The organism is Rhizobium sophoriradicis, from assembly GCF_003939025.1.
Classification (GTDB): domain Bacteria; phylum Pseudomonadota; class Alphaproteobacteria; order Rhizobiales; family Rhizobiaceae; genus Rhizobium; species Rhizobium sophoriradicis.
Genome location: NZ_RQIH01000012.1, coordinates 153,960 through 180,857 on the forward strand (window position 1 = coordinate 153,960; position 26,898 = coordinate 180,857).

Annotated in this window: 28 protein-coding genes and 1 tRNA gene; 20 read left to right on the forward strand and 9 right to left on the reverse strand. The window is 60.7% G+C overall.

Annotation, left to right across the window (positions count from 1 at the left end; translation table 11 throughout):
• Positions 1-87: 87 nt before the first annotated feature.
• Both EFR00_RS21020 and EFR00_RS21025 read left to right on the forward strand, forming a co-directional pair.
• Positions 88-1,092 carry a LysR family transcriptional regulator gene (locus EFR00_RS21020; RefSeq protein ID WP_039621449.1) on the forward strand — a complete coding sequence of 335 codons (1,005 nt, stop codon included), beginning with the start codon at positions 88-90 and terminating at the stop codon, positions 1,090-1,092.
• A 149-nt stretch (positions 1,093-1,241) separates the two neighbouring features.
• The gene (locus EFR00_RS21025; protein WP_077989942.1) at positions 1,242-1,712 is read left to right on the forward strand and encodes a hypothetical protein; all 471 of its coding nucleotides are present in this window, start codon (positions 1,242-1,244) and stop codon (positions 1,710-1,712) included.
• 6 nt (positions 1,713-1,718) lie between these two features.
• Here EFR00_RS21025 and EFR00_RS21030 read toward each other — a convergent pair whose 3' ends face one another.
• Positions 1,719-2,003, reverse strand: a complete 285-nt coding sequence (locus EFR00_RS21030) for a hypothetical protein (protein WP_077990040.1) — start codon at positions 2,001-2,003, stop codon at positions 1,719-1,721.
• A gap of 198 nt (positions 2,004-2,201) precedes the next feature.
• Here EFR00_RS21030 and iolG point away from each other — a divergent pair, with 198 nt between their 5' ends.
• On the forward strand, positions 2,202-3,194 hold the full coding sequence (iolG, locus tag EFR00_RS21035) for an inositol 2-dehydrogenase (protein ID WP_077989941.1): 993 nt from the start codon (positions 2,202-2,204) through the stop codon (positions 3,192-3,194).
• 743 nt (positions 3,195-3,937) lie between these two features.
• Here iolG and EFR00_RS21040 read toward each other — a convergent pair.
• Positions 3,938-5,161, reverse strand: a complete 1,224-nt coding sequence (locus EFR00_RS21040) for an ROK family transcriptional regulator (RefSeq protein ID WP_077989940.1) — start codon at positions 5,159-5,161, stop codon at positions 3,938-3,940.
• A 294-nt stretch (positions 5,162-5,455) separates the two neighbouring features.
• Between EFR00_RS21040 and xylF the strand changes: the two genes are divergently transcribed.
• From xylF to EFR00_RS21060, 4 genes are all read left to right on the forward strand, one after another.
• Entirely contained in the window at positions 5,456-6,496 is a 1,041-nt protein-coding gene (xylF, locus tag EFR00_RS21045; RefSeq protein WP_077989939.1) for a D-xylose ABC transporter substrate-binding protein, read from the forward strand.
• A gap of 259 nt (positions 6,497-6,755) precedes the next feature.
• Positions 6,756-8,069 carry a sugar ABC transporter permease gene (locus EFR00_RS21050; protein ID WP_039621458.1) on the forward strand — a complete coding sequence of 438 codons (1,314 nt, stop codon included), beginning with the start codon at positions 6,756-6,758 and terminating at the stop codon, positions 8,067-8,069.
• A 13-nt stretch (positions 8,070-8,082) separates the two neighbouring features.
• Entirely contained in the window at positions 8,083-8,865 is a 783-nt protein-coding gene (locus tag EFR00_RS21055) for an ATP-binding cassette domain-containing protein (RefSeq protein ID WP_038690657.1), read from the forward strand.
• Between the two features lie 205 nt (positions 8,866-9,070).
• Positions 9,071-9,147, forward strand: a tRNA-Arg gene (locus EFR00_RS21060).
• Positions 9,148-9,253: 106 nt separating this feature from the next.
• On the opposite strand, the gene EFR00_RS34250 is transcribed toward EFR00_RS21060, so the two are convergent.
• Complete coding sequence (locus EFR00_RS34250) at positions 9,254-9,481, reverse strand: HNH endonuclease (RefSeq protein WP_225881417.1); 228 nt, start codon at positions 9,479-9,481, stop codon at positions 9,254-9,256.
• Between the two features lie 618 nt (positions 9,482-10,099).
• On the opposite strand from EFR00_RS34250, the gene EFR00_RS21070 reads away from it, so the two are divergent.
• A complete protein-coding gene (locus tag EFR00_RS21070) occupies positions 10,100-12,082 on the forward strand; it encodes an acyltransferase family protein (protein ID WP_077989937.1) in 1,983 nt (660 codons plus the stop codon).
• Between the two features lie 248 nt (positions 12,083-12,330).
• On the opposite strand, the gene EFR00_RS21075 is transcribed toward EFR00_RS21070, so the two are convergent.
• Positions 12,331-13,095 carry a hypothetical protein gene (locus EFR00_RS21075; RefSeq protein WP_077989936.1) on the reverse strand — a complete coding sequence of 255 codons (765 nt, stop codon included), beginning with the start codon at positions 13,093-13,095 and terminating at the stop codon, positions 12,331-12,333.
• Between the two features lie 363 nt (positions 13,096-13,458).
• On the opposite strand from EFR00_RS21075, the gene EFR00_RS21080 reads away from it, so the two are divergent.
• Positions 13,459-14,811 carry a peptidoglycan L,D-endopeptidase MepK gene (locus tag EFR00_RS21080; protein ID WP_077990039.1) on the forward strand — a complete coding sequence of 451 codons (1,353 nt, stop codon included), beginning with the start codon at positions 13,459-13,461 and terminating at the stop codon, positions 14,809-14,811.
• A 324-nt stretch (positions 14,812-15,135) separates the two neighbouring features.
• Here the strand turns inward: EFR00_RS21080 and EFR00_RS21085 are convergent, their stop codons facing one another.
• A complete protein-coding gene (locus EFR00_RS21085) occupies positions 15,136-15,660 on the reverse strand; it encodes a YegJ family protein (protein WP_077989935.1) in 525 nt (174 codons plus the stop codon).
• Positions 15,661-15,881: 221 nt separating this feature from the next.
• Here EFR00_RS21085 and EFR00_RS21090 point away from each other — a divergent pair, with 221 nt between their 5' ends.
• The 3 genes from EFR00_RS21090 (at position 15,882) to EFR00_RS33925 (ending at position 16,762) form a co-directional block, all read left to right on the forward strand.
• On the forward strand, positions 15,882-16,196 hold the full coding sequence (locus EFR00_RS21090; protein ID WP_225882528.1) for a hypothetical protein: 315 nt from the start codon (positions 15,882-15,884) through the stop codon (positions 16,194-16,196).
• Between the two features lie 105 nt (positions 16,197-16,301).
• Complete coding sequence (locus tag EFR00_RS21095; protein ID WP_077989933.1) at positions 16,302-16,628, forward strand: GYD domain-containing protein; 327 nt, start codon at positions 16,302-16,304, stop codon at positions 16,626-16,628.
• An 8-nt stretch (positions 16,629-16,636) separates the two neighbouring features.
• Positions 16,637-16,762 carry a hypothetical protein gene (locus EFR00_RS33925; protein WP_281040129.1) on the forward strand — a complete coding sequence of 42 codons (126 nt, stop codon included), beginning with the start codon at positions 16,637-16,639 and terminating at the stop codon, positions 16,760-16,762.
• 27 nt (positions 16,763-16,789) lie between these two features.
• On the opposite strand, the gene EFR00_RS21100 is transcribed toward EFR00_RS33925, so the two are convergent.
• Positions 16,790-17,071: a DUF982 domain-containing protein gene (locus EFR00_RS21100; RefSeq protein WP_077989932.1), complete on the reverse strand. Its 282-nt coding sequence runs from the start codon at positions 17,069-17,071 to the stop codon at positions 16,790-16,792.
• 276 nt (positions 17,072-17,347) lie between these two features.
• Between EFR00_RS21100 and EFR00_RS21105 the strand changes: the two genes are divergently transcribed.
• The 3 genes from EFR00_RS21105 (at position 17,348) to EFR00_RS21115 (ending at position 19,063) form a co-directional block, all read left to right on the forward strand.
• The gene (locus EFR00_RS21105; RefSeq protein ID WP_077989931.1) at positions 17,348-17,617 is read left to right on the forward strand and encodes a BON domain-containing protein; all 270 of its coding nucleotides are present in this window, start codon (positions 17,348-17,350) and stop codon (positions 17,615-17,617) included.
• A 127-nt stretch (positions 17,618-17,744) separates the two neighbouring features.
• Entirely contained in the window at positions 17,745-18,137 is a 393-nt protein-coding gene (locus tag EFR00_RS21110; protein ID WP_039621471.1) for a DUF1236 domain-containing protein, read from the forward strand.
• Between the two features lie 101 nt (positions 18,138-18,238).
• Positions 18,239-19,063, forward strand: coding sequence for a DUF1236 domain-containing protein (locus EFR00_RS21115; RefSeq protein ID WP_077989930.1), 825 nt, complete (start codon positions 18,239-18,241; stop codon positions 19,061-19,063).
• Positions 19,064-19,138: 75 nt separating this feature from the next.
• On the opposite strand, the gene EFR00_RS21120 is transcribed toward EFR00_RS21115, so the two are convergent.
• Together EFR00_RS21120 and EFR00_RS21125 are read right to left on the reverse strand one after the other, a co-directional pair.
• Positions 19,139-20,137 carry an ABC transporter permease gene (locus tag EFR00_RS21120; protein ID WP_010049335.1) on the reverse strand — a complete coding sequence of 333 codons (999 nt, stop codon included), beginning with the start codon at positions 20,135-20,137 and terminating at the stop codon, positions 19,139-19,141.
• Positions 20,138-20,176: 39 nt separating this feature from the next.
• Positions 20,177-20,815, reverse strand: coding sequence for an ATP-binding cassette domain-containing protein (locus tag EFR00_RS21125; protein ID WP_406549797.1), 639 nt, complete (start codon positions 20,813-20,815; stop codon positions 20,177-20,179).
• A gap of 66 nt (positions 20,816-20,881) precedes the next feature.
• Here EFR00_RS21125 and EFR00_RS34255 point away from each other — a divergent pair, with 66 nt between their 5' ends.
• The 3 genes from EFR00_RS34255 to EFR00_RS21135 are packed head-to-tail and all read left to right on the forward strand — an operon-like array spanning position 20,882 to position 23,181.
• Positions 20,882-21,115 (forward strand): hypothetical protein, encoded by a 234-nt coding sequence (locus EFR00_RS34255; RefSeq protein ID WP_406549795.1) that lies wholly within the window; start codon positions 20,882-20,884, stop codon positions 21,113-21,115.
• A 47-nt stretch (positions 21,116-21,162) separates the two neighbouring features.
• A complete protein-coding gene (locus EFR00_RS21130) occupies positions 21,163-22,143 on the forward strand; it encodes an NAD-dependent epimerase/dehydratase family protein (RefSeq protein WP_086156338.1) in 981 nt (326 codons plus the stop codon).
• A gap of 45 nt (positions 22,144-22,188) precedes the next feature.
• Positions 22,189-23,181: a sugar-binding protein gene (locus tag EFR00_RS21135; protein ID WP_009996771.1), complete on the forward strand. Its 993-nt coding sequence runs from the start codon at positions 22,189-22,191 to the stop codon at positions 23,179-23,181.
• A gap of 188 nt (positions 23,182-23,369) precedes the next feature.
• Here the strand turns inward: EFR00_RS21135 and EFR00_RS21140 are convergent, their stop codons facing one another.
• Positions 23,370-24,239: a LysR family transcriptional regulator gene (locus EFR00_RS21140; RefSeq protein ID WP_077989929.1), complete on the reverse strand. Its 870-nt coding sequence runs from the start codon at positions 24,237-24,239 to the stop codon at positions 23,370-23,372.
• Positions 24,240-24,372: 133 nt separating this feature from the next.
• On the opposite strand from EFR00_RS21140, the gene ampC reads away from it, so the two are divergent.
• On the forward strand, positions 24,373-25,533 hold the full coding sequence (gene ampC / locus EFR00_RS21145; RefSeq protein WP_183738553.1) for a class C beta-lactamase: 1,161 nt from the start codon (positions 24,373-24,375) through the stop codon (positions 25,531-25,533).
• Positions 25,534-25,918: 385 nt separating this feature from the next.
• The gene (locus tag EFR00_RS21150) at positions 25,919-26,872 is read left to right on the forward strand and encodes an NAD-dependent epimerase/dehydratase family protein (protein WP_038690677.1); all 954 of its coding nucleotides are present in this window, start codon (positions 25,919-25,921) and stop codon (positions 26,870-26,872) included.
• The last annotated feature ends 26 nt before the right edge of the window (positions 26,873-26,898 follow it).

Genomic DNA, 26,898 nt, shown 5'->3' on the forward strand with positions numbered 1-26,898 from the left:
ATAGAATAAGTGGTAATGTGCATAACAATTTTGGTATATCGTTAAAAAGTATTACTTTTGATGGAGCGCAGTGGGGAGGCTGCAACCATGACGATCGTTTCAGAGCCCATTTCCATGGATCACGTCGATATCCACAGCGACAATTTCGGTGATGACGGCCTTTTACGGGCAGGACTTAAGCTGAATCACCTGCGCATGATCGTCGCAATCGAAGATAGCGGACAGATTTCCGCAGCTGCGGAAGTCCTCAACATTTCGCAGCCCGCCGCATCGCGCATGCTGTCCGAAATGGAGGCGATCACCAAGACGCAGCTTTACGAGCGCGTGGCCCGCGGCGTGGTGTTGACGACCTTCGGCGCGGCCCTTGCCAGGCGAGCAAGAAAGATCCTGCTGGAGCTGCGCGAGGCGAGCCGCGAGATCGGCGAATTGAAAAGCGGCAAGGGCGGTTCGGTCTTTATCGGCGCGGTAACGGCGCCGGCCATGAGCCTGGTGGTGCCGGCGATCAACAGGGTGCGTAAGGCCTATCCCGGCATCGAGATCAACATCCAGGTGGAAACCAGCAACGTGCTCGCCCGCGAGCTGCTCGCCGCCCGCCACGACTTCATCATCGGCCGCATCCCCGACGACCTCAACCCGCGCTTGTTCGAGGTGACGGAGATCGGCATCGAGCGGGCCTGCCTGATCGTGCGCAAGAGCCATCCGCTCTTAAAGCACAAGGTGAGCAGCCTTGCCGACGTCAGGGGTTACGACTGGGTATTCCAGCCGCCGGGCACGCTGCTGCGCCGTACGATCGAGGATTTCTTCCTGTCGCAAGGCGTGGCGCTGCCTGAAAATATCGTCAACACCTCCTCGCTCTTGCTCACCTGCGCCATCGTCTGCGAGACTGACGCGATCGCCCCCGTCGCCGTCGACGTTGCCCACTTCCTGGCGAGCCAGGGCGCCAAGGCCTCCGACGTGCGTGTGCTGCCGATCGATTTCGACATCAACGTCAAGCCATACAGCCTGATCGCGGCAAGCGAACGGGCGCTGCCGCCGAGCGCAAGGCTGCTCTACGACATCATCCTCGAGGAAAGCCGGAAGCAGGCGGGATAAGCCCGCAAGCCCTGCGCCATCTTCTGCACCTTTAATGCGCGTCGGAAGAATTCCGGAAAAGTGCCCAGCGGTTTTTGCCTCCGGAAATTGCGTGAAAAAATTAGAACACGTCCGTCGCTCGAAGACGGAAATGCTCTTGAGGAAGCGGGATGCTGTTCGGACAGTCGATATTTCAATCAGTTCTCGAGCGGCTGAAGGCAGAGGACGAGACGGCCGAAGATGAGGCCGGATCGCCAGCCGCCCATCGCGTCTCCGGCCTCGGCACCGGGCTTGCCTTCGATGTGATGCAGGGTGTCTCCGTCGCTTCGCAACGGGTCGGGGAGGCTTATTTCGACAATCTCGATCTCGACGCCGCCGGACTCACGGAGAAACCGGAGCCTGTGCCGGACCCCGAGCCCGTCATGCCGGAGCATCTGACCCGCACGACGCTGCAGGAGGTTGCCGCCGAACTGGCGATCTCGGCGGCCGATACGCCGCTGACGCTCAGTGAAAAGCGCCGCGCCTTCGCCCGGGCCAATCACCCCGACGGCGTCGCCCTGCCCTTTCGCGACAATGCGACGAAGCGGATGATGCTGGCCAATCTCCTGATCGACGAGGCGCTGCGGCGAGTCGGTCGCTGACCAATCTTAGTCTACCTGCCCGTCCTTCGACGGCTTTTCCGCGGCTGGCGCCGCGGGCTCTTCGTCGTCATCAGCGTCAGCCACGGCTGCAGGCTCGGCGACCTCGGGCTGCGGATTGAAGCTCCAGAACAGCATATAATAGGCATAGGCACCCGCCCCGGCCGAGATGACGGCCCAGAAGGGATCGCCGCCGATGATCTCGACCGTGGCCCAGCCGAAGCAGACGGCAACGATGGCAATCCGCACCCAGAGGCGCCGGTATGCAGGATGGTTCGGATCGATCAGTTGCATCTGTGCCCCGCGGTCGGATATGTCACGCATGCCCCCGGCATGCCTCGCACGGCCCACGGCCTGTGCCGCGCTTGTCTTTAGTTCGAATCTTGCAAATGTGAAAGAGCCGCGGGCTTGACGCGACGCAGAGAAGATGGAATGAAAATTCCAGTTTTTCGGTAATTCGGTTTATTTGTTCCGAATTCAAGGGAGGTTGAAATGACAGTGAGATTCGGTCTTCTCGGCGCCGGCCGCATCGGCAAGGTTCACGCCAAGGCCGTCAGCGGCGACGCCAATGCGACGCTGGTTGCGGTGGCGGACGCCTTTCCGCAGGCCGCCGAAGCCATCGCTTCGGCCTATGGCTGCGAGGTCCGCACCATCGAGGCGATCGAGGCCGCTAAAGATATCGACGCAGTCGTCATCTGCACACCGACGGACACCCATGCCGACCTGATCGAGCGTTTCGCCCGCGCCGGCAAGGCGATCTTCTGCGAAAAGCCGATCGATCTCGATGTCGCCCGCGTCAAGGCCTGCATCAAGGTGGTGGAAGAGACCGGCGCCAAGCTGATGGTCGGCTTCAACCGCCGCTTCGACCCGCATTTCATGGCGGTTCGCAAGGTCATCGACGACGGCAAGATCGGCGATGTCGAGATGGTGACGATCACCTCGCGCGATCCCGGCGCCCCGCCGGTCGACTATATCAAGCGCTCGGGCGGCATCTTCCGCGACATGACGATCCACGATTTCGACATGGCCCGCTTCCTGCTCGGCGAAGAGCCGGTCTCGGTGCTGGCGACCGCCGCCGTGCTGGTCGACAGGGCGATCGGCGATGCCGGCGACTATGACAGCGTCTCGGTGATCCTGCAGACCGCCTCCGGCAAGCAGGCCGTCATCTCCAATTCCCGCCGCGCCACCTATGGCTACGACCAGCGCATCGAAGTGCATGGCGCCAAGGGCATGGCGGCCGCCGAAAACCAGCGCCCGGTTTCGATCGAAGTCGCCAACGGCGACGGCTACACCCGCCCGCCGCTGCATGATTTCTTCATGACCCGCTACACCGAAGCCTACGCCAACGAAATCGCCGCCTTCATCGCCGCGATCGAGAAGGGCACGAAGATTTCGCCCTCCGGCGCCGATGGTCTTGCAGCGCTGGCACTCGCCGATGCTGCGGTGCAATCGGTCAAGGAAGGCAAGCTCATCAAGGTTGGCTGACGGCCCTCTCCCGACCGCCAGTCATGCATGAGATGGCCGGGCATATGCCCGGCCGTTTTGCGTTTGATGGTAGCGACGGCGGTGTGGATGCTCGGCTCGAAGCCGAACGGGGCGGAGGGTGCAGCCATGGATTCCAGGCTCAAGGCCTGGAATGACGGAGGGTGAGGGTTGCGGTCGCGCCAAATTTGCCGTCGGCACACCGGATGAAGTGTTACTTGTTGGAGCAAGAGGAGATGCGACCTGCCAATTGTCGCTGGAGGATGCGGTGTAAATGCTCGGCTCAAAGCCGGGCAAGCGGAGGGCGGCGCCGTGGATTCCAGGCTCAAGGCCTGGAATCCACGGAGGGTGGGAGTTAAGTTTGCGCCAAATTCGGCGTCAGGCGCAGCGGATGGGCGTCGCGGCGCAGAGTCGAAGGCGGCGCTAAAACGGGCACCGAAAGCACGACTCGCCGTCCGAACCGCCGACGGCTCGTTTGGCAGTAGCCCGCCACAACCTCCGTCATTCCAGGCCTTGAGCCTGGAATCCACGGCCGCAGCCGGTCGAGCCGGGCAGTTGTGCAGTTGTTTGGACCCTTTTGAAAGACCCCTCCCCAACCCCTCCCCACAAGGGGGAGGGGCTTATCAGCGGCAGCCCCTCGGCCCAAAGCAACGCAGCTTCGTACCGTGGCAAGGGACGTAAAGTGCGGCGGGTGCGACACGGTAGCCCCTCCCCCTTGTGGGGAGGGGTTGGGGAGGGGTTTTGCGCTACTCCCCGCCTTGAACACCCGAGACTACAATATCCTGGTCGATCACTGACAGTGCCCGGTTGAGGTGGCCTTCGAAGACGAGGATGGGCTCTTCGGCGACAATGCGGATTTCCGGCATGCCTTCCATGCGCACGATGTGCGACTGGCCGAGGCCCTCTTCGATACCCTGGCGCAGCAGGTCGTAATAGCGGGTGCCGGGGCCGGTGATGGCGATGGGCATGCGTTCGGTGAGGCTGAGCATGCGCGACAGGCCGTTGCCGAGGGCGAGCCCCGCCTGGCGGAAGGCGAAGGCGGAGGTGCGGTGGCCCTGGCGGGCCTTTGCGGCGATCTTGTCGAGTTCGGCGACGGGCACGAATTTGGCGGGGATCGTATCGAGCGGCACTTCGAAGGCGCTGCGCAGGATGGCGTAGAAGCCGGCATAGGCCTCGATGCAGCCGCGCGTGCCGCAGCGACAGAGGCCGCCACCCGCCATGTGCAGCATATGGCCGAAATTCGGCGCCGAGACCTCTTGGCCCGTCTGCCCTCCCCGCCGGACGATGCCGAGGCCGATGCTGTGGCCGAGCGAGAGCGCCGCGAGCGAGCGGAAATCGGCGCCCTTGACGATCTCCTCGCGCGCGCCAAGTGCGGCGGCGACCAGCAGTGTCTCGTTGTCGAGGATGACCTTGGCCTGCCAATCCGGCCGCAGCGCCGATTCGAAATCGATCTGGTCGCTGCCGAAGATCGGCGACCAGACGAGCACCGGCTCGGTGGAAGCGACCAGGCCCTTGCTGCTGATCGAGATCAGCAGGACTTTTTCCTGGGTAATGCGGGAGCGATCGAGAATGCGCGAAAGGCCGGCGCGCACGCCTTCCATGAAGCGGGCAGCGCCTGAGGGATCATGCGAGCGCTCCTCGCTGAAGCGGTCGATCAGCTTGCCGGCATAATCGACCAGCGAATATTGCACGGCATCCGAGGAGATGATGACGACGATGAGATAGCCACAATCGCGCCGTTGCCGGAGCAGCACGCGCGGCCGGCCGCGGCCGCTTGCCGCCTGCTGCTCGGATTTTTCGATGATCTGGGCGCGTTCCAGATCGGCCGTGATCGCCGAGATGGTGGCCGAGGAAAGGCCGGTGAAATCGGAAATTTCGGTATGGGCGAGCGCGCCGTGGCGGCGCAGCACGGAGAGCACGAGCACGCTGTTTCTCTGCCGGACCAGTTCCGTGCTCGACTTGGTCAGCATGAATGCCGCCCTCTCCTCCTGATCTAATTCAATAGTTTAGAGCATGATGTCATCCGAAAACCGCTCACACTTTTCGGCATCATGCTACTTACTCCGCCCCCGGTTTCCACTGCATCTCCGGCCGCCGCCGCGCAAGGGGCTGAGGCCGAAAGTCCAGTGTTGACAGCTGAAAAAATCTCTGACATCAAATTTCTCGACTGTCGAGAAAATAATCCGAACTTTCCTCGACAGGCGTATCGCGGTGGCCGGAGGAAGCATGGGCTGGGCCGGTCGCAACTCACTCGGGAGGACATTATGAAGTCTATTTTGAAATTAATGGCGGGCGCTGCCATTCTCGTTTCCGTGCACACCGCCGCCATGGCTGCCGATCTCGTCGTCGGCGTTTCCTGGTCGAATTTCCAGGAAGAGCGCTGGAAGACCGACGAAGCCGCCATCAAGAAGGCTCTCGAAGCCAAGGGCGCCAAGTATATTTCCGCTGACGCGCAGTCTTCAGCCGCAAAGCAGCTGACCGACGTCGAATCGCTGATTTCGCAGGGCGCCAACGCGCTGATCATTCTCGCCCAGGATTCCGACGCTATCGCTCCGGCCATCGAAAAGGCCGCCGCCGAAGGCATCCCGGTTGTCGGCTATGACCGCCTGATCGAAAATCCGGCCGCCTTCTACATCACCTTCGACAACAAGGAAGTCGGCCGCCTGCAGGCCGAAGGCGTCTTCAAGGCGAAGCCGGAAGGCAACTACGTCTTCATCAAGGGCTCGTCCTCCGACCCGAACGCCGACTTCCTGTTCTCGGGCCAGCAGGAAGTGCTGAAGGCCGCGATCGACGCCGGCAAGATCAAGAATGTCGGCGAGGCCTATACCGACGGCTGGCTGCCGGAGAACGCCCAGCGCAACATGGAGCAGTTCCTGACCGCCAACAACAACAAGGTTGACGCCGTTGTCGCCTCCAACGATGGCACGGCCGGCGGCGCAATTGCAGCGCTCGACGCCCAGGGCCTCGCCGGCTCCGTTCCGGTTTCCGGCCAGGACGGCGACAAGGCGGCGCTGAACCGCATCGCTCTCGGCACGCAGACGGTTTCCGTCTGGAAGGACAGCCGCGAACTCGGCAAGCGCGCCGCCGAAATCGCTCTCGAGCTTGCTGGCGGCACGGACATGAGCAAGATCGAAGGCGCCCAGGCCTTCAAGGGCGGCCCGAAGGGCGTGGAAATGCAGTCGGTCTTCCTGAAGCCGCTTGCCATCACCAAGGACAATCTGAACGTCGTCATCGACGCCGGCTGGATCTCCAAGGCTGAAGCCTGCCAGGGCGTCAAGGCCGGCACGGTCGCCGCCTGCAAGTAAGCAAGCTTCGAACGAAATGCCGACGCCGCAGCGGAGAGACCGCTGCGGCGCCGGATGCGGATGCGAACTCCAAGGATGCAGTTCCTCCGCCCCGCCGCACCATCGCGGATTTGCATTCCCTGCCGGAAGGGTGTCGCGACGCCAGGCGACCGGTTTCCGGAAGCATCACGATGGGCAGTTGAAGAACAGACGATGACGCCGCCCACAACTCGGGCACGCTGGCGCAGCCGTCCAAACACAATGGGGGAACGGCAAACCCATGGCCGAAATGGTAAAATCCACCACATCAAGCGGACCGCGAACGGCGGAAGCCAATCCGGTGACCCGCTTCTTCCGCGCGACCGAAATCGACACACGCCTGCTCGGCATGATCGGCGCGCTCGTCATCATCTGGATCGGTTTCCACATCATCACCGGCGGCCTGTTTCTGACCCCGCGCAACCTCTGGAACCTCTCGGTCCAGACGACCGACATCGCGATCATGACGACGGGCATGGTGCTGATCATCGTCACCCGCAACATCGACCTGTCTGTCGGATCCGTGCTCGGCCTCTGCGGCATGATCATGGGCGTCACCCAGGCCAAGATCCTGCCTGAGTATATCGGCTTCGACAGCCCCTTCACCTGGGTGATCACGCTGCTGGTCGGCCTGATTGCCGGCGGCCTGATCGGCACCTTCCAGGGCATGATCATCGCCTTCCTCAACGTGCCCTCCTTCATCGTCACCCTCGGCGGCCTGCTGGTCTGGCGTGGCGCGACCTGGCTCGTCACCAGCGGCCAGACGGTTGCCCCGATGGACCAGACCTTCCGCATCATGGGCGGCGGCGCCGAGGGCTCGATCGGCGCCACCTGGAGCTGGATCGTCGGCATCGTTGCCTGCCTCTTCGTCATCGCCAGCATCGTCGGCTCGCGCCGGCAGCGCCGCCGCTTCGGCTTCCCACGCCGGCCGATCTGGGCCGAGTATTTCCTCGCGACGCTGAGCTGCGTGCTGATCCTCGGCGCCGTCTCGATCGCCAACAGCTATTACTGGCCGATCAACATCGCCAAGAAATATGCCGAGACCAACAATATTCCCTGGCCCGAGACCGGCCTGGATATCCCCTACGGCATCGCCGTGCCGGTGCTGATCGCCATCGTCGTCGGCATCATCATGACCTTCATCGCCACAAGGCTGCGCTTCGGCCGCTATGTCTTCGCGATCGGCGGCAACCCGGAGGCGGCCGAACTCGCCGGCATCAAGACCCGCTGGGTGACGGTGCGCATCTTCGCGCTGATGGGTGTTTTGGCCGCTATCGCCGCGGCGATTTCCACCGCCCGCCTCAACGCCGCCACCAACTCGCAGGGCACGCTCGACGAGCTCTACACCATCGCCGCCGCCGTCATCGGCGGAACGTCGCTGGCGGGCGGCACCGGCACGATCGCCGGCGCCATGCTCGGCGCGCTCGTCATGCAATCACTGCAATCCGGCATGGTTCTCGCCCATGTCGACACGCCGCTGCAGAGCGTCGTCGTCGGCACCGTCCTCGTCGTCGCGGTCTGGCTCGACACCGTCTATCGCGCCCGTGCCAAGTGAGAGGAGCCTCAAAATGACTGATCACCGCACTCCCCTCGTGGAACTGAAAAACATCTCGATTTCCTTCGGCGGCATCCACGCCGTGGACAATGCCTCGGTCGATCTCTACCCCGGCGAAGTGGTCGCCCTGCTCGGCCACAATGGCGCCGGCAAATCGACGCTGATCAAGATCCTCTCCGGCGCCTACAAGCGCGACAGCGGCGAGATCCTGATCAATGGCGAGCCGGCCGACATCCGCAATCCGCGCGACGCCAAGAAATACGGGATCGAGACGATCTACCAGACGCTCGCCGTCGCCGATAATGTCGACGCCGCCGCCAACCTCTATCTCGGCCGCGAGCTGAAGACCCGCTGGGGCACGCTCGACGACGTGGCGATGGAGGCCTCGGCGCGCGAAGTGATGGGGCGGCTCAACCCCAACTTCAAGCGCTTCAAGGAGCCGGTGAAGGCGCTTTCGGGCGGCCAGCGGCAATCGGTGGCGATCGCCCGGGCCATCCTCTTCAACGCCCGCATCCTGATCATGGACGAGCCGACGGCGGCACTCGGACCGCAGGAAACGGCGCAGGTGGGCGAGCTGATCAAGCAGCTGAAGAAGGAAGGCATCGGCATCTTCCTCATCAGCCACGACATCCACGACGTCTTCGACCTCGCCGACCGCGTCTCGGTGATGAAGAACGGCCAGCTGGTGGGCCACGCCCGCACCGAAGACGTGACCAAGGACGAAGTGCTCGGCATGATCATCCTCGGCAAGGTGCCGCCCAAGGCCATCCCCGGCCCCGGCGCCATGCAGATCTGACCGCCGTAAGGCGCCCTGCCCCTGACAATCCCGCTCCGCCGCCCGCAAGGCCGGCGGAGTTTTTTATGGGGTTCGCGAGGCTGACAGATAAAAATACCCGCCAAATCGCAAGCATCGGTATTTCTGAGAATTTCGCGATTGAAGCCGGCCGCAAGCTAGGCTAAGAACCACCCATCGGACAGGCGATTCAAACCGCCTCAGGCATGCACCCGTAGCTCAGCTGGATAGAGTGTTGGATTCCGATTCCAAAGGTCACAGGTTCGAATCCTGTCGGGTGCGCCATATTTCCAACGTCCTGATATTGGTCTTCTCTCGTCCTCGCGCATGCTGCAAAAAGCTAACCCAGTCTTAGCCCAGTAGCGCACGCCCCCATGCGCAAGTCCTGCCACTAGGTCGCCAAAGCTCGCATCAACCTAGCTTTGATAGATAGCCACGTAGACTTGGCCTGTTTGGTCTGACGCTTCTGATTGCAGGCGAAACAAACAAGATGAAGATTTTCGAGGCGACTAGTTCCGCCCTGGCTCGCCGGCTTGATGTGATCCCATGTGGCCAGGTTTGGAACCGTCGCGAGCCTGTTGCGCTTGCGATCCTTGTTATGCCATCCAGGCAAAATCATAGCGGCCTCGCAAATACCGCATTGCCCAGCCTGAATCTCGAATGCTTTCCGCTTGCGACCGTGTCTGTACTTCGTGATTTTGCTCAAGATAGTTGCCCGACTGCAATGTCTGGTTGATTTAGCAAAGTCGCAATTCGGATCGCTGTCAATTCTCCTTAAGTGGATACCTCCCGGCTGGCGAATGTCGCAGGGGGCTAAGCCCGGCTAGGCAACGAGTCTCGAGGGGAGGTTCTAGGCATGCATTGGACCCGGGGAGGCAGCGCGGGGGAACTCGCCGCCGCGGCCACGCGGGATGGTCTCTAAGATATCTGCCCCCATCGATACTTGCTTACACTCCAAGCAAACAAGTTGCCACCACATTGGCTTCGATCCGCGCATTGCTTCTTCTAAATATCGCGCTGGCTACTTCAAGTCGGAGAGGGAATCCAATCGTCCATGGAAGGCTCCGCAATGCTGATTTACAACAGCGCAAAAAATAAAAATTGAAATCGGCCCCGCCCGCCAATTTTTTATCAGGCCACACTGTTCTCCCTCCAACATCTCTGTGTTAGGCAGCCCAAAGCGCCTCTCTTGCGCGCGACAACCTTACGCTCTCGATATCGGAGGCAGGCGCTGGCATTGAAGGTTTACCGACCAGAGATCGATGGCTTAAGGGCCATCTCGGTGACCGCGGTTATTCTTTATCACGCCGAGTTCACGGTTGCCGGCCACACCTTGCTGCAGGGCGGATACATCGGCGTCGATGTGTTCTTTGTGATCAGCGGCTTCCTGATTTCCCAAATTTTGCTGACAGAAATCGAAGCAACCGGGCGCATCGATTTCCTTAAATTCTATACGCGGCGTGCGCGGAGAATTCTGCCTGCCTTGTTCGCAGTCATCTTCGCGACAATGCCGTTTGCCTATTACCTTTTATTGCCGTCAGAACTGCTGGATTACGCGAATTCCATCGGTTCCTCGCTCCTGTTTGGATCGAATATCTATTTCTATTTCACTGCGGCCCAGTACGGCGAGCCGGATACCCTTCTCAAGCCTTTTCTTCACACCTGGTCGTTGAGCGTCGAAGAGCAGTTTTATATCGGCTTTCCGCTCTTATTGCTGATCACGCGCCGGTATTTGAAATCAAGATTTTTGCCGTGCGTGTTGCTCATGGCAGCCTTAAGCTTCGTATTCTGTGTCCTCACGATGCGGTATGATCAGCAACAGGCCTTCTACTCGCCGCTCACCCGGGCCTGGGAACTCCTGGCCGGAACACTTCTCGCCTATTACGAGGTGAGGCGCGGACGCGCGCGCCCTCGGCCGTTGCTCGCGGCGGTCGGGCTTGTGCTCGTGCTTGGTTCCCTCATCTTGTTCAGGAAGGACACAGTTCATCCTGGCCTGTTCACGGTCATCCCCGTCGTTGGGACATGTCTGGTGCTTGCATTCGCCAGTCATAAGCATGCCGTCGGGCGCCTGTTGGCTTCTCGGCCCGCGGCGCTCACCGGGATCGTCTCCTACTCCCTATATTTGTGGCATTACCCGGTCTTCGCCTTCGCGCGGCTGACAAGCCTGGATTTCGACAACGGCGATAAGCTCGTTGCCGTTGCGGCGACCGCCGTGATCGCGGTCGTCAGCTTCGTCGTCTTTGAAAAGCCCATTCGCTACACCAGAAGAAACCGCGCTTTCTGGATCTCCCTCGGCACATCCGTTGCAACCATCATGGCTGCTGTTGTGTCGGCGATCACTATGGCCGGTTTTCCTCACAGATTGGATCAGGTCTATCCATCTATCGCGCGGACGAACGAGGACCGACTGGAAAGCACATTTCTCGGCTTGAACAACAACATTCAGGCCGGCAAGCCGGTTATCTTCATCATCGGGGATTCGTACGCGAGGAACTGGTCAGTCGCGCTGAAAAATTACATTGATACCGACCGATATGAAGTCGTGGCGCTCAGCTATTTGAACTGCATGGCGGAGATCAAGGACGATAGTGTTAAGGCCCCCTCACGCGCCAGCATTTACGACAAATACTGCATTCCCTTTGAAAAATATATCAATGACAAGTCATTGCTCAGGCGAACGAAAGCGATATTCCTCGCGAGTCACCGGCCTTTTGAATACACCGTCAACCCGTTCAGGTTTGAGCTTCTTTCCTGGATGAAAAGCCATTCAGACGACGCTAAAATTTTCGTTTTCGGAAATTATTTCCAGCTGGACCGATCGCACACCTGCCTGGGGCTGATGTTTCGGACAAAATCTGACGCCTCTACCTGCATGCGATTGGCATCTTATCCGGCCGCCAACCAGCCGGTAGAGCAGATGCCGTTTTTCCCGTCCGGTCTTGCATTCAACTACATCGATATCATCAAGCTTCACTGCGATTACGACAAGCAGGGGTGCCTGACCAGCAGCGGCGGTGTTCCGTTCATGACAGACTGGGGCCATCTGACAGCGGAATTTCTGATAACCTTGCTTGGTGACATTCTGGAAAAGAGAGCCGACGACCTGCGGGGCAGCGGGCTCCTGGATTTCCTGGTATTGCCGCAGGCCATACAAGCCGGACGAACGGCAAGTTCTCAGCCGAACGCCGGCCTCACGTCTTCCGCTTCTCCATCAGAGTAGACGGTCACCCGTGTCACTGGCACAAAACATCATCCATCTTTCAGGGCGGACCCTTTTTGTCTAGCCTCACCACCATTGAAGAGATTTCGTCAGGATAACAATCAATACGATTCCGAAGAGCGCGAGAATCGCAAATGGCCCTTCCGCTGCCGCCTCGACCAACAACGGTATGCGTAAAAATATTCGATTTTTTTTGGACACCATCTCACTGCTCTGCTTGTTTGATGATTTCGACAATGCAGGACAAATTAGCGTTGCGCAGTATCTATTTGGCGCAACGAGACCTTGGTATCCGTCAGCGGGATGAGCGCACCGTTCTCATCGAACATACGCGACCACCGCTCGGTTTCACGCTCGAACTCGCCTTCGGCAAACCACCGCTTTACAGTGCTGGGAGCTACCCTCAGTAAACCTGCCAGCATCCTCAGCGTCGGAGTGATTCCTCGGGCCTTGAGCTGTCCGCCCATGATCGCAGCGCGCATCCTCTGCTCGTGCGCCCGCGACGCCTGTTCATACTCGGGGTTAGATCCGCATAACCGTTCCCGGATCAATACAATCAGATCTCGTGGTACTTCAAGATTGTCAGTCCAGCTCAATGCATCGAGAGAGCAGCAGATGATCCAGTCGATGAGTTTGTCTGGAATGGCAAGTCCTCGTCGAGTTAAATGAGTTCCGCCTCCCTTCGACAGCTTGCGTCTCTCGATCATCTTCTCCATCAACTGCAAAGATAGCTCGCTGATTGCAGAAGGGTCTGCATCCATTGCTCCAGCTACAAGCTCCGGATCGATGGCAAACCGGCGCAGTTCCGATTCCATAAAGAAAAGTTGGTCAATGCCTCCAATCACACCGACTTCGATTTCAGCATCCGGGTTTTCCCGCCGCAGTTTGATGTAGTTCTCAATCGAAGGATCATTTTTGTATGCCTTCGAATAAATATTGAAGCCGCCGGTGATATCGCTGCCATATCCACTTTCAGGCATAACATTGCTCGCAAACGTGGGTTCATTCGCCATATGAAGCTTACTTCAATCCAGGAACGATCCCATAAGGTAATTGTCCTCCGCAATCGCGATTGTTCGAGATATGAGCCGCCGCTGAAATCTTTGGCCTTTGTACTCCACAATCTATTTGCCGCCAGCGTTGGAAACATCCTGTTTTTCATCCTCGCTCATTGGGATAATTCCGGCCAACTTTAGGCCGCTGCTCCAGTCTGCGATCTCAGCTTTTGCCTTTTCCAGATCATCCGCATCCTCAACTTACCGAACTTCGGCATCCGCTCGTTAGCAATTTGTTGACTATAAGCTGGCTTTACTGAGCCTGATGGATGCGGAGTTTCCCGCCCGTCGTCGAGTGTTTGGTGTAAGACGGGATTGTTGGTGTTGAAGTACCAAGTGGAAGAATTGTGGAGCGGAATCGCCGCACTCCTGTCGCGTGCAAAACGTGTTGCAGCGCAGACCATTCTGCCGGCCCTGTTTGCGCTTCCCGCGCTTGTCGGCTCCGCATCATTCGCCTCAGCAGAAGATCGCGCCCTGAAGCTGTTCTTTACCCATACGGGCGAGAAGGCGACGATTACCTATAAGCGGGATGGAAAGTTCGATCCCAAAGGCCTTGCCCAGATCAATCGGTTTCTGCGCGACTGGCGGAGGAACGAGCCGACCCGGATGGATCCCCGGCTGCTCGACCTGGTCTGGGAGGTGTATAAGCGCAGCGGCGGCAGGGATTACATCCACGTCGTTTCGGCCTATCGCTCGCCTGCCACCAACAACATGCTTCGCAACCGTTCGCGCAGCACCGGTGTCGCCAAGAAGAGCCAGCACATGCTGGGCAAGGCGATGGACTTCTACGTTCCCGGCGTCAAGCTTGCGACGCTGCGTGCAGTTGCCATGCAGATGCAGGTCGGCGGTGTCGGCTATTATCCGACCTCGGGATCGCCCTTCGTGCATGTCGACGTCGGCAATGTCAGGGCCTGGCCCCGCATGTCGCGGCAGGAACTCGCGCGAATATTCCCAAATGGGCGGACGATGCATCTTCCGGCCGATGGCCGGCCGCTGCCGGGATATAATCAGGCGGTTGCCAACCACAGGAAACGCGTCAGCTCCACCTCGATAGAGATCGCCAGCACCGCTGGAGAAGACGAAGATGCGGGAGCATCGCCGAGCGGCGGCGGCACGAACAGCAAGCTCGTGACGGCGCTTCTGCCAACGCCGAAAAGCCGGGCATTGAATGCGCTGGCGGTGCAGACCGGCGCGGGCGAGCCGGATGACAAAGGCGCCGCTCCGGATGTAGCGCCCTTCCGCATCCCAGTCCCGGCGATGCGCCCGCCTGCCCTTGCGCATGACGCGGACGCGGACAACGAACTCAAGACTGCCTCGATCGGCCCGATCGCCGCACTTCCGGAGAGACCGACCTCGGCATTGCCTGTTCACGCCCGCTTCCATCCCCGCCTTGTTGCATCGGAGACCGGCAGGCCGGGCGCTGCCCTGATCGCCTCGCTGCCGATGACCGCCTCCTGGGAAGAAGCAGATTTCCTCGGATCGACCTCCGAGGCGGCGCTGATGAAATGGGCGCTGCATTCTCCCGGCGAGGCGATGGGATTGAGCATGCCTCGTATCTCGCCCCGCACGGTTCATCGTGAGGCTGACGTCGCGATGTCGAGCGAGGATGTCACCCCGGTCGCAGCCAGAGGCCCGTTCGATGCCAGCCGGTTTACATCGCCCCCGGAGGGCTGACCGCATTCATCGGGTTGATGGGCTGCGCCCGTGGCAAAACCTTCAAGTGTCGCCCTCCACCAGCCGGTAGGTAGAAAGCTTTCGAGGGAGATGGCGGCGGGCGGCAAGTTTAGTTCGGTGAGGTCGTATGGGCCGCAGGATGCCCTCGCTTCGTCCGATAGCGTACGGGAACCTGGCGGAGCGCTCCTCGTTATGATCGCGGGATCGCACAGGTGGCCCCAGTTTTGGGTCCGTCCGCTCTTCCTTCCTGAGCGATCCCGTCCTTTCCCCTCAATTGCCCCGCTTCGGCGGGGCATTCTTTTGCCTGGTCCAGCCGGCTTGCGGTCAGTCGCAGACAATACCGTAGACTTCGCGATATTGCTCCAACTGTTCTTTCGGACCTGATAACAACAGCGGGCAAGCGGTGTAGTTTCCCTTTATTTTCCCATTCTCGACATAGAGCCAGTCGAAGATATCCGCCTTCTCGAACGCGACGCGATCCCCTTGTTTGATGTTGTGGATGTATTCCGGCCTGTCGCCGAGGAGACCGGTGAAACGATCACCTGAGGCCTCGATCTGGTAGACCCACATGAATTCCACATCCGGCGCCATCTGATCGGTGGTCAGGACCACGCTCTTGTCCTTGTCCTTGAAACCAAGCTTGAGGCTGTAATTTTCGGTTCCCGCCGGTGGATTTTGCAGTTTCTCGAGGAAGCCGTCCAACTCCCCTATCGATTTCTCATGGGCTTTGGCCATGGCCGGATCGCCGGGCTTAATCAGCTGGATGTTTGGATTGTCTTGGGCCAGCGCGCGTTCGGCGGGAATGGAGAGTACAAGCATGGAGAGGAGTGAAATGACACTGCGCAACATTCGAGATGCCCTAATTCGTCGTGACTATACGACGCAACATAGCTATCTCTGGTTGATCTTCAATAGCGGCTTGATGCGACGGTGGCGCCGCTGTTAAAGCGCGTCGGATCAGAAATTTGATTCATGCGAGGCGCTTTAGGCCGTTGTTTTTATGCATGTCGTTGTCCCGGAACCGCTGCACACTTCCGGGCGACATGCATCGGCGTCGGATGGTGGGGAGAATGGCATTGGTTACCGACGAGTGGATTGAACTGTGGGTCATGTTCTGCGCGGCCGGCGGCTTTTGCGCCTACAGCTGGCATTGGTGCATCCGGTCGATCATCTTCTACCGCAAAAACGGTTATGATTTCAGCCAGGATTTCGGCCCCAGAATTTATTGGTCCGCTCGTGGAGGTGATGATCGCCTGTTGGCGAGGCCGAGAGCGAAGTTCCTGATCGCCATGCCTTGTTCCGTGCTGGCAAGCTCTTTCATGCTGCTCTTCACGGTTCTGGCCCTGGTGGGGATTACCAAACCTTGTCTCGATTGCCGTCCATAACGCTCGGCTGATCACTCCAAAGGCAAGCCCTATACCCCCATCGAATGACTGGCGTTCCCTTCGGCTTGAGCGTTTACTGGATCGATCCGGCGGAGGAGGCAAACCATGGCCATGTATCTCACGCGCTTCAGCTACACGCCCGAGACCTGGGCGCGCATGATCGAAAAACCCGAGGATCGCCGCGAGGCGGCGCGGAGCTACATTGAATCCGTCGGCGGAAAGCTCCACGGGTTCTGGTACGCCTTCGGCGAGCATGACGGATGGAATTTGTGGGAGGCGCCCGACAATGTGTCGATGGCGGCTGTCACGCTCGCGATCGGTGCGGGAGGCGCGCTCAGCTCTATCGAGACGACTGTCCTCCTCGACGTGGAGGATACGATCCGGGCCTTGGAAAAGGCGAAGTCGATCCGGTATCGCCCGCCGGCAGCCTAGGCGGTACGATGTCGGGCGAGAAGTTCAACAAGCCGGACTGTGAGGAAGACCCCGCCGCTGATCGACGCCGCCGTGGCGTGCTCGCCAAGAGACCGGGTGCGTCACTTGCTGATTTCGGCGAAGGCGTTCTGTGACGGCCTGGCAGGAAGCCTGGGGAAATCTCAGTGAACAACTGAAATTACTAAAATTCCAGATTCCTCCGCAGCGCGAATGAGTGCGGCACGGGCTAGCTTGGACGGGACATTGCCCTGAATGGCCTCCAGGCATGTTTTCACCGCCGCGATATATTGCTCGCCATCGTCCGACGGCCAGGCGCCAATCAGCGCGTCTGCAACGTCGCTGAGCGACCGGACCCGTCTGTGTTTTTCCCGCCCTCCCATCACAAGCATGAGAGGAACGAAGTCTTCGCTTCGATGCCAATCCACGATACCAGCCGTTTGCATTGCAAATACTCTCCTTGTCTCCCGGAAACCTTCTCGCTTGCCATGCACCTCCACCGCCCGAGATGGATCAATACTTTATGAGGAAGGGTCTGAGCGGAGCTCAGCAACAACGACGAATCCTCCCTGATGCCCTTTCAACAAGGACGGGCAGAATTTAACTCAGATGCCCGCGAGGGGAAGCGGGACCTAAGTCGGACTGGTCGTCCTCGGGATCCGCTCTCATATCTATGTGAGGCAATGTGAATATCCGCGGGAGGGGCGGAACAGGAGGAGGTTATGAAATTCGGTCCCGCCAATCACGAAGAGCGCTGCTCGGAAGGCCACAGTTCGGCATCGACCATCGCAACGATCGAAGCCGCGCTTTCGGCCGATCCTGATATCGACAGCTCTGCCATCGAGATCAGGATGCTCGGGCCGGTAGTGCTGCTCGAAGGCTTTATATCCAAGATCGAAGACCGCGAAAAAGCGATCTCCATCGCAGCAATGATCGTCGGCTGGGAAAATGTCCACGATCGGATGCTGAGCCGCTTTCCCATGCAGGGGTGAACGGCTGTCGGGCCGGGTAGGACCAAGGTCCCGGGTGCCCCCGTCTGAAGTCCCAGCGCAGGAACACTTCCTCCGTCCGACGGTTTGGCCCACCAGCGGTGCAAGCCGTATCAACAGGAGGAAACTGATGAATATCAAAGTAGTAGGAATTGCCGCCGGCCTTCTCTTGGCGTCGACATCTGCCTTTGCTCAATCGTCGACGGTCACAGGTGCGGCCGGTGGCGCTGCAACAGGGGCGATTGTCGGCGGCCCGGTCGGCGCTGCCGTCGGTGGCATCGTCGGCGGTGTCGCAGGCAGCGTCATCGATCCGCCGCCGCAGCAGGTGGTGACCTATGTTCAGCAGGCTCCTGCCCCAGCCGAACGCGTCGTGGTGGAAAAGGTTGTCGTCGGAGAGCCTTTGCCGGAAACGGTCGTCGTGACGCCAGTGCCTGATGATCCGAAATATGCATACGCGATCGTCAACGATCAGCGTGTGATCGTCGAACCCTCCTCCCGGAAGGTTATCCAAGTCATCGAGTGACCAACGGCGGCCAGAGCCGCCATCCCAACAATCAGGGCACGCATGCGACGCATGAGAATGCGCGCGGGATCGCGTGTCGAACCGAACCTCGGAGATTGATGATGAAGAGCAACCGTCTCACCATGCTCGTGGCAGCGCTGTCACTTGGCGTATCGCCGCTTGCGACATTGCCGGTCGCTGCCCAGCAGGGCACCAACACCGGCAGCCAGGCCCAGCCCAGTTCGCCAGCTGGAACGGATGCCGGAGCGCAATCCGGCTCCGGCGCTACCGGGGCGCAATCCGGCACCGGCGCTGCCGGCGCCGACTGCGTCCCCGACGCCTCGGGAGCCTGCCCGGGCCAGTCAACGCAGCAGCAATCCGGCCAAGGCTCCGATACGCAGAAGAGCGCTGAGCAGCCTGCGACCGACAAGTCTTCGACGAGCGCAAGTGCCTCCGGCAGGGCCTCTACAGAAACCAAGCCCGGATCACAGGACGCCAGCGGCGGTGCCACGACCGAACAGAAGCCCGCAGCCCAGTCCGGCAGCACCGACAGCACGAAGAGCAGCACGCAGAACGCCACGCCTGCAGAGGGCACCGGCAGCGGCACCACCACACAAAGCGGCGATGCGGCCAAGGGTTCGACCGACCAGAACGCGACGACGACAAACAAGAGCTCTTCCGCAACCACCGTCAACATCTCCGTCGAGCAGCAGACCGAAATTCGAACGGTGGTGAAGGAGGTCAATGTTGCGCCGGTGAAGGACGTGGATTTCACCGTCTCCATCGGAACGACGATCCCGAAGAAGGTCCGGCTTGAACGGCTGCCGCCCCGCGTCGTGAAGATTGTTCCGCAGTATGAAGGCTACCAGTTCTTCATTCTTGCAGACGGCCGGATCGTCATCGTCGATCCTGATGCTCTGACGATCGTCTACATCATCGAAGTGTAAGCGTTCAGACTCGCTTGCTTGCCTGTCCGGCGTCCCTGTTCGCCGCCGGACGGGCAAAGGCTTGTCGAGATGCGCCTACTCGCTCTGCCTGAAATTGCGGATCCGGTCGAACAGCACCGCCAGCACGATCGCCCCGCCGATAAACGTGCCCTGCCAGAAGGCGTTGATGCCGAGCAGGCCGAGGCTGTTGCGGATCACCTCGATCAACGCGGCGCCCACCAGCGCGCCGAAGGCGGTACCGATGCCGCCGGCCAAATTGGCGCCGCCGATGACGGCGGCGGCGATGACCTGCAGCTCCATGCCGGCGCCGATATTGGTAGTGACGGCGCCGAGCCAGCCGGTCTGGACGATGCCGGCAATGCCGGCCGAAAGCGCCGAGATCATATAGACGGCGACCTTGATGCTGCGCACGGGCACGCCGGTGAGTGTGGCGGCATGCTCATTGCCGCCGATGGCGAAGACATAGCGGCCGAAGCGCGTCCAGCGCAGCACGAAGCCGGTCAAGAGCGCCAGGATGACCATATAGAGGACCGGGTTGGCGATGCCGAGAAACCAGGCGCCGCCGCCGAGCGCCAAGAGCTTGTCGTGGTCGGGGCCGAACTGGAAGACGACGGTGTTGTTGGAGGCGACCATGGCGAGGCTGCGCGCCACCGACAGCATGCCGAGCGTCACCACGAAAGGCGGAAAATCAAGATAGGCGATCATCACGCCGTTGAAGGCGCCGACGAGAAGCGCCGTGCCGATCGCCGCCGCGATGCCGATCTCGATGCCGTAGCCGGCATGCATGGTGACCGCCAGCACCATGCTGCAGAGGCAGAGGACGGAGCCGACCGACAGATCGATGCCGCCGGTGATGATGACGAGCGTCATGCCGAGCGCGATGATGGCGACGAAGGTGACATTGCGGGTGATATTGTAGAGGTTCTTCGCCGTCGCGAAGGAATCGGTGGCCACCGAGAGGAAGAGGCAGGCGAGAATGACGGCGATCAGCACCCAGAAGGTCTGACTGCCGACGAACTCCGACAGCCGGCTTCGCTCTCTCTGTGCAATTGTCTGGTCGAGGGTGACTGCCATCGTTGACCTTCTTTTCTGCCGTGAACCAAGCTGCGCCGATCAGACTTGTTCGATGGCGCCTGTTATAAGACCCGTCACTTCCTCCGGCGAACTTGCCGCGATCGCTTTGTCGGCGACCTTGCGGCCGCGGCGCATGACGATCACCCGGTCGGCGACGGTGAAAACGTCGGGCATGCGGTGGCTGATGAGGACGACAGCGATGCCGCGGCCGCGCAACTCGCGGATCAGGTTGAGGACTTCGGCCACCTGGCGCACCGAAATGGCCGCGGTCGGCTCGTCCATCAGCACGATCTTCGCCTCCGACAGCATGGTGCGGGCGATCGCCACCGCCTGCCGCTGGCCGCCCGACATTTGCTTGACGAGATCGCGCGGGCGGGTTTCCGATTTCAGCTCCTTGAAGATCTCGCCGGCGCGGCGGTACATCGTCTTGTAATCGAGGATCTTCAGGGGGCCGATGCCGCGCCTGAGCTCGCGGCCGAGGAAGACGTTGGCGGCTGCGGTCAGATTGTTGCAGAGCGCCAGATCCTGATGGACGATCTCGATGCCGTGCTGGCGCGCCTCGACCGGGCGGTGCATGACGATCTCCCTGCCCTCGAGTCGCATCGTGCCTTCGCTTGGCCGGAAATTGCCGGCGATCATCTTGACCAGCGTGCTTTTTCCGGCGCCGTTATCGCCCATCAGGCCGACGACCTGGCCGGCTTCGAGCGCAAACGACACGTCGTTGACCGCCTGGATGGCGCCGAAATGTTTCGAGATATTGGTGAGTTCGAGAACCGCTGCCAGCCGACCATCCTCCCCGCAAGCTGCAGGCTCGCCATCACCGCGGTTGCCCGCCTGGCGCCTGCAATCCCGCTATTGCCGATCTCCTCCCGGCAAAGCGATTATGTTCATTTACGCAAATGCTTGGAGAGCCGTCAATCAATTGTCCGTGTGAACGGCCCGCCGCTGCAAAAATCTACTTCGCCGCGCAAATACTGATTGACGCCGGAAACGGGTGGATATTAGCTGTTGCTGGGAGAGAGAGCATGCTGATCCTTGTCACCGGGGCTACGGGCAAGGTCGGGCGGCGCTTCATAACTGGGCTGCTTGACGAGCCGAGATTTTCCAAAGCACACATCCGCGCGCTTTGTCACAATCGCGCGCTCGAAGAGACCGACCGTTTGTCTGTGGTCAAGGGCTCGATCGCCGACAGCGCCGTCGTGGCGGCGGCGATGGAGGGCGTCACCCATGTGCTGCACCTCGCCACCTGCAAGGAGACGCCGGACGAGGTGATCAACGTGACGGTCAAGGGGCTGTTCTGGCTGCTCGAGGCCTTCCGCTCCAGCCCGACGGCGCAGCAGTTCATCCTGATCGGCGGCGATGCCGGCATCGGCCATTTCTTCTACCGCCATGACGGGCCGGTGACCGAAAAGACGCCGCATCGCGCTTATCCCGGCTGCTACGCACTCTCCAAGGTGCTGGAAGAGGTGATGCTCGAGCAGTTCGCCATCCAATACGGCATCAACAGCTGCTGCTTGCGCGCGCCCTGGATCATGGAGAAAGACGATTTCAAATATACGCTCTCCTTCGGCGACGACGTTTTCGGCGGGCCCGACTGGAAAAGGCTGGTGCCGCCGGCCGATGCCGAACGCTATGCCCGCGACGGCACGGTACCGCTGCTGCGCGATGCCGACGGGCGGCCGCTGAAGCGCAATTTCGTCCATGTCGACGATCTCGTCTCGGCGATCCTGGCGGCGCTCGACAATCCGCGCGCCCGGGGAGAGCTCTTCAATATCGCGATGGATCAGCCGGTCGATTACGGCGAGGTGGCCGCCTATCTCGCCCGCACGCGCGGGCTCGGATCCGTCGACATCGCCAGTGAATTTCACTCGAACTGGATGGACAACAGCAAGGCGAAGTTCCTGCTGGACTGGCGCCCCGTCTATGATTTGGAAAAACTCATCGATTCAGCCTGGGAATACCGGCGTTCAAGGGAGGAGCCTCGGATCGTCTGGTATCCCGGTTGATAACAGCGCGGGCGATGTGCCCGTCTTTTCAAAAGGGAGGAAGTTATGAGGAAGGCATTATTGCTGGCTGCTGCTGCAGTCCTGGCGCTCGCGGCCGGGCAGGCCATGGCCGCCAAGAAGCAGCTCGTCATCGTCGTCAAGGGCCTCGACAACCCGTTCTTCGAGGCGATCAACCAGGGTTGCCAGAAGTGGAACAAGGAAAACGCCTCGGCCGAATATGAGTGCTTCTATACCGGTCCGGCATCGACCTCGGATGAGGCCGGCGAGGCGCAGATCGTTCAGGATATGCTCGGCAAGGCCGATACGGCGGCCATCGCCATCTCGCCCTCCAACGCCAAGCTGATCGCCCAGACGCTGAAGACGGCCAATCCGAGCGTGCCTGTGATGACGCTCGATGCCGATCTTGCGGCGGAAGATTCGGCTCTGCGCAAGACCTATCTCGGCACCGACAATTACCTGATGGGGGCGCGGATCGGCGAATATATCAAGAAGGCCAAGCCGAACGGCGGCAAGATCTGCACCATCCAGGGCAATCCCGGCGCCGACAACATCCTTCGGCGCGCTCAGGGCATGCGCGATACGCTGAGCGGCCAGAAGGGGCTCGCCGCCCTGAAGGGCGAAGGCGGCTGGACGGAGGTGGCCGGCTGCCCGGTCTTTACCAATGACGACGGCGCCAAGGGCGTGCAGGCGATGACCGACATCCTCGCCGCCAATCCCGATCTCGACGCTTTCGGCATCATGGGCGGCTGGCCGCTGTTCGGCGCCCCGCAGCCCTATCGCGACCTGTTCAAGCCGATGGCTGACAAGATCGCCAAGAACGAGTTCGTCATCGGCGCCGCTGACACGATCGGCGAGGAAGTGGCGATCGCCAAGGAAGGCCTGGTGACCGCGCTGGTCGGCCAGCGGCCGTTCGAAATGGGCTACAAGGCGCCGACGGTGATGATGGACCTGATCGCCGGCAAGCCGGTCGAGGATCCTGTCTTCACCGGACTTGACGAATGCACAAAGGACACGGTCGACACCTGCATTCAGAAGTGATGCCGGTTAGCGTCAACCGCTGCCCTTACCCTAACCCTCTCCCCGTTCTGACGGGGAGAGGGAACGTGCCCTGCGCGGAGTGGGTGGGAACCGAGAGGGCGCGGATATCCCCTTGGCCCCGTTTACGGGAGAAGGTGCCGGCAGGCGGATGCGGGGCTGCGGCGAGCTCTGCGCGGGCACCCCGGACATCACGCTTGCGCAAAGATCCAATCGGAAAAGGCGCGCATGGCTGACGTGACCGGCCGTGACTGCAGCCGCGTCAGCCAGTAGCTCCCGAGCGAGATTGCGGTGGCGAAAGGCTGCACGATCGCACCCGAGCAGAGGTGCCGTGAAAACATCATTGGCGGCGCCAGCGCCACGCCAAGCCCCTGGAGCGCGGCCTCCATCATGCCGACCGAGGAATCGAAGACGATGCCGGCATTGACCTGGGCGGTCGGCGGCACGCCGGCGGCGGCAAACCAGGTGCTCCATTCATCCGTGCGGTAGCTGCGCAGCAAAGTTGCGCCGGCAAGGTCTGCCGGCGACCGCAGATCCTCTGCCAGTGTGGGGATGCAGAGCGCCGAGAGCGGCGCCTCGAACAGGCGTTGCGCCTCGGTGCCGTGCCACGAGCCGCTGCCGAAGCGGATGGCAAAATCCAAGCCCTCAGCGGCGGGATCGACGCGGTTGTTGTTGGTCGAAACCCGAACATCGATGAAGGGATGTCGGCGCTGGAAATCCGCAAGCCGCGGCAGCAACCAGCCGACGGCGAAGGTGCCGACGACGCCGAGGAACAAGAGCTCGCGCACCTGCCCGGCCTCGATCCGGTCGAGCGTCGTCGCCATCTGGTCGAAGGAGGCGGTCACCGTCGGCAGCAGCGCTTCGCCCTCCGCGGTGATCTTCAAGCCGCGGGGCAGGCGCTGGAACAGCGCCACGCCCAACCGCCTCTCCAAGCCCTTGACCTGCTGGCTGACGGCCGCCTGGGTGACGCAGAGCTCGATTGCGGCGCGGGTGAAACTCAGATGCCGTGCCGAGGCTTCGAAGGCCCTGAGGCCGTTCAGCGGGAGGAATGGGCGAACCATTGGATTGTCTATCAAGCCCTAGAAATTCTTGCAGCTGCTGCGAGATATCATCGTTTGTCGTTGGAAAACAGCGCCGCTAGACGCCTATTCGGGCGCGTTTGCGCTCGCATGCGACCCCCTGGCGATTTGGAGGATGACTGTGAGAAACCTTGGCATAAAAATTTGCTCGGCCGCTGTGATCTCGGTATGCGGCTGCGGAGGCGGCTTTGCAGCCGACGAGGCTGATGTGAGAGCGATCGCGGATGCGGCGATCAAGCCGATCATGGAAAAATACGCCATCCCCGGAGTGGCCGTCGGCATCACCGTCGATGGCCAGGATCTCGTCTTCACCTATGGCGTCGAATCGAAGGAGACGGATAGACCGGTGGCGCCGACCACGCTCTTCGAACTCGGCTCAATCAGCAAGACCTTCACCGCGACGCTCGCCTCCTACGCCGAAGCGACGGGAGACCTCTCTTTGTCCGACCCGGTGGCCAAACATCTTCCCGCCATGCAGGGAAGACCGTTCGGCGATATCGCCCTGATCGATCTCGCCACCCATACGGCCGGCGGCTTTCCGCTGCAGGTGCCCGACGAGATCAAAAGCGAAGGCGAGCTGATGGAGTTTCTGGCCGCCTGGCGCCCCTCCTACCCGGCGGGAACCCAGCGCAGCTACGCCAATCCGAGCATCGGCATGCTCGGCTTCATCACCGCAAAAGCCATGCGTGGCGATTTCGCCGATCTGATGGAGAGCCGGCTGTTTCCCGCGCTGGGATTGACCAGCACCTATCTGACAGTGCCGAAGTCGCGGCAGGGCGATTACGCCCAGGGCTATAAGCGTAGCGGCGAGCCGGCCCGGCTGACGCCGGGGCTGCTGTCTGCCGAAGCCTATGGCGTACGGTCGACCGCCGGCGACATGATCCGCTTCGTCGGCGCCAATATCGGCCTGGCCAAGCTCGACGGGAAACTGCAGCAGGCGATCGACAAGACCCACACCGGCTATTTCAGCGTCGGGGCGATGACCCAGGATCTGATCTGGGAGCAATATGCCTATCCCGCCACCCTGCAGAGCCTGATCGAGGGCAATTCAGCGGCGATGCTGAAGACCATCCCTGTCGCTGCGCTGCAACCGCCGATGAAACCGCGTGGCGATGTTTGGATCAACAAGACCGGCTCGACCAACGGCTTCGGCGCCTATGTCGCCTTCATCCCCAGCGAGCGGCTCGGTATCGTTATCCTGGCCAACAAAAACTATCCCAATGAGGACCGGGTTGCCGCGGCCTATCGGGTATTGACGGCGCTTGCGGCCGATTGACCGAAAACAGCGTCACGGACGCGGGAGCAGGCTGGCTGCCGGATCCTGCGTCCATTCGAACCGATCCGCTATCCGATTGAGGGTCGGACTTTAGCCCGATGCGCGCCTTCGACGGTGTGATAGAGATTTGCCGTGAAGAATATGCTGCGGTGCAACAGGGCCATAATCTCGCCAAATACACTGCGAAAATCGAGGGGCGGCAACACGTATATACCCAGGGTCGCTGCCCTGTCTCCCAACAGGGATAATACTACCCAGGGTAATGGGAATTAACAATTAAGATTAATAGGCGAGTATTTTTTTAGAATTCTTCGAGGTAATTGCCAGTTCTTGAAGGTGATGCTAATGAATACTCACCTTTTCTTAAGTCAAGAGGCCCAATCCAGTGAAAAACGTATTGATATCTGGCGGAGCAGGGTTCATCGGTTCGCATCTATGCGATCGGCTTTTGCTTCGAAATGACGTTCAGAAGCTCGTCGTTGTTGATAATCTCTGGACAGGACTTTTCGAGAATATTTCGCACATCAGGGATCCCCGCTTTCACTTCGTGAAATCGGACGTCGAGACGCTGCAGACCTCGGAGAAATTCGACGAGATCTACCATCTCGCCTCGCCGGCCTCGCCGCCCTGGTACATGAAGGAACCGAAGCGGACGATTTCGGCGAACCTGCTCGGCGCCTTCCGGCTTCTCGACCTTTTGAAGAAGGGCGGGCGTTTCGGTTACACCTCCTCCTCGGAAATCTACGGAGACCCTCTGGTGTCGCCGCAGCCGGAATCCTACAAGGGTCAGGTCGACTGTACCGGGCCGCGCTCGTCCTATGACGAGAGCAAGAGATGCACGGAAGCGCTGCTGTTCGAGATGCAGCGCACCAAGGGGCTGAACGTCAAGGTCATCCGCCCCTTCAATATTTATGGTCCCCGCACCCGGCCCGACGACGGCCGCGCCGTCTCCAACTTCGTCACCCAGGCGCTTTCGGGCCGCCCGATCACCGTGTTCGGCGACGGCAAGCAGTCGCGCAGCTGGGGCTATGTCGATGACATCGTCGACGGTTTCGCCCGTTATTTCTGGATCAACGAAACCGACTACAAGGGGCCGCTGAATATCGGCAACGACCGCGAGATTACCGTTCTCGAAGTCGCGAAATATGTTTCCAAGCTGGTCGGCGGCGTGCCGATCGTCTTCGAGCCATCGCCGCCGCAGGATCCCACCAACAGGCGGCCGGACCTGACGAGAGCCTACGCCGTCATGCCCGAGTGGTCCTGCAAGGTCAGCTACGAACAGGGCGTGGCGATGACGCTCGACTGGTTCAGAGAAAAGATAAAAGTGGGGGCGGCGTAATAGCCACCCGGATTTCAAGCCCCTTC

Excerpts from the sequence above, each read along its gene's own strand:
- EFR00_RS21130 (WP_086156338.1), top strand. The coding sequence starts at position 21,163 with ATGCTGATCCTTGTCACCGGGGCTACGGGCAAGGTCGGGCGGCGCTTC.
- EFR00_RS34255 (WP_406549795.1), top strand. The coding sequence starts at position 20,882 with ATGTTTCGAGATATTGGTGAGTTCGAGAACCGCTGCCAGCCGACCATC.
- EFR00_RS21135 (WP_009996771.1), top strand. The coding sequence starts at position 22,189 with ATGAGGAAGGCATTATTGCTGGCTGCTGCTGCAGTCCTGGCGCTCGCG.
- EFR00_RS21075 (WP_077989936.1), bottom strand. The coding sequence starts at position 13,095 with ATGGCGAATGAACCCACGTTTGCGAGCAATGTTATGCCTGAAAGTGGA.
- EFR00_RS21115 (WP_077989930.1), top strand. The coding sequence starts at position 18,239 with ATGAAGAGCAACCGTCTCACCATGCTCGTGGCAGCGCTGTCACTTGGC.
- EFR00_RS21085 (WP_077989935.1), bottom strand. The coding sequence starts at position 15,660 with ATGTTGCGCAGTGTCATTTCACTCCTCTCCATGCTTGTACTCTCCATT.
- EFR00_RS21055 (WP_038690657.1), top strand. The coding sequence starts at position 8,083 with ATGACTGATCACCGCACTCCCCTCGTGGAACTGAAAAACATCTCGATT.
- EFR00_RS21030 (WP_077990040.1), bottom strand. The coding sequence starts at position 2,003 with ATGCAACTGATCGATCCGAACCATCCTGCATACCGGCGCCTCTGGGTG.
- ampC (WP_183738553.1), top strand. The coding sequence starts at position 24,373 with ATGACTGTGAGAAACCTTGGCATAAAAATTTGCTCGGCCGCTGTGATC.
- EFR00_RS21125 (WP_406549797.1), bottom strand. The coding sequence starts at position 20,815 with ATGGGCGATAACGGCGCCGGAAAAAGCACGCTGGTCAAGATGATCGCC.
- EFR00_RS21020 (WP_039621449.1), top strand. The coding sequence starts at position 88 with ATGACGATCGTTTCAGAGCCCATTTCCATGGATCACGTCGATATCCAC.
- EFR00_RS21110 (WP_039621471.1), top strand. The coding sequence starts at position 17,745 with ATGAATATCAAAGTAGTAGGAATTGCCGCCGGCCTTCTCTTGGCGTCG.
- EFR00_RS21090 (WP_225882528.1), top strand. The coding sequence starts at position 15,882 with ATGGCATTGGTTACCGACGAGTGGATTGAACTGTGGGTCATGTTCTGC.
- iolG (WP_077989941.1), top strand. The coding sequence starts at position 2,202 with ATGACAGTGAGATTCGGTCTTCTCGGCGCCGGCCGCATCGGCAAGGTT.
- EFR00_RS21025 (WP_077989942.1), top strand. The coding sequence starts at position 1,242 with ATGCTGTTCGGACAGTCGATATTTCAATCAGTTCTCGAGCGGCTGAAG.
- EFR00_RS21120 (WP_010049335.1), bottom strand. The coding sequence starts at position 20,137 with ATGGCAGTCACCCTCGACCAGACAATTGCACAGAGAGAGCGAAGCCGG.
- EFR00_RS21105 (WP_077989931.1), top strand. The coding sequence starts at position 17,348 with ATGAAATTCGGTCCCGCCAATCACGAAGAGCGCTGCTCGGAAGGCCAC.
- EFR00_RS21140 (WP_077989929.1), bottom strand. The coding sequence starts at position 24,239 with ATGGTTCGCCCATTCCTCCCGCTGAACGGCCTCAGGGCCTTCGAAGCC.
- EFR00_RS21050 (WP_039621458.1), top strand. The coding sequence starts at position 6,756 with ATGGCCGAAATGGTAAAATCCACCACATCAAGCGGACCGCGAACGGCG.
- EFR00_RS21100 (WP_077989932.1), bottom strand. The coding sequence starts at position 17,071 with ATGCAAACGGCTGGTATCGTGGATTGGCATCGAAGCGAAGACTTCGTT.
- EFR00_RS21095 (WP_077989933.1), top strand. The coding sequence starts at position 16,302 with ATGGCCATGTATCTCACGCGCTTCAGCTACACGCCCGAGACCTGGGCG.
- EFR00_RS33925 (WP_281040129.1), top strand. The coding sequence starts at position 16,637 with ATGTCGGGCGAGAAGTTCAACAAGCCGGACTGTGAGGAAGACCCCGCC.
- xylF (WP_077989939.1), top strand. The coding sequence starts at position 5,456 with ATGAAGTCTATTTTGAAATTAATGGCGGGCGCTGCCATTCTCGTTTCC.
- EFR00_RS34250 (WP_225881417.1), bottom strand. The coding sequence starts at position 9,481 with ATGATTTTGCCTGGATGGCATAACAAGGATCGCAAGCGCAACAGGCTC.
- EFR00_RS21040 (WP_077989940.1), bottom strand. The coding sequence starts at position 5,161 with ATGCTGACCAAGTCGAGCACGGAACTGGTCCGGCAGAGAAACAGCGTG.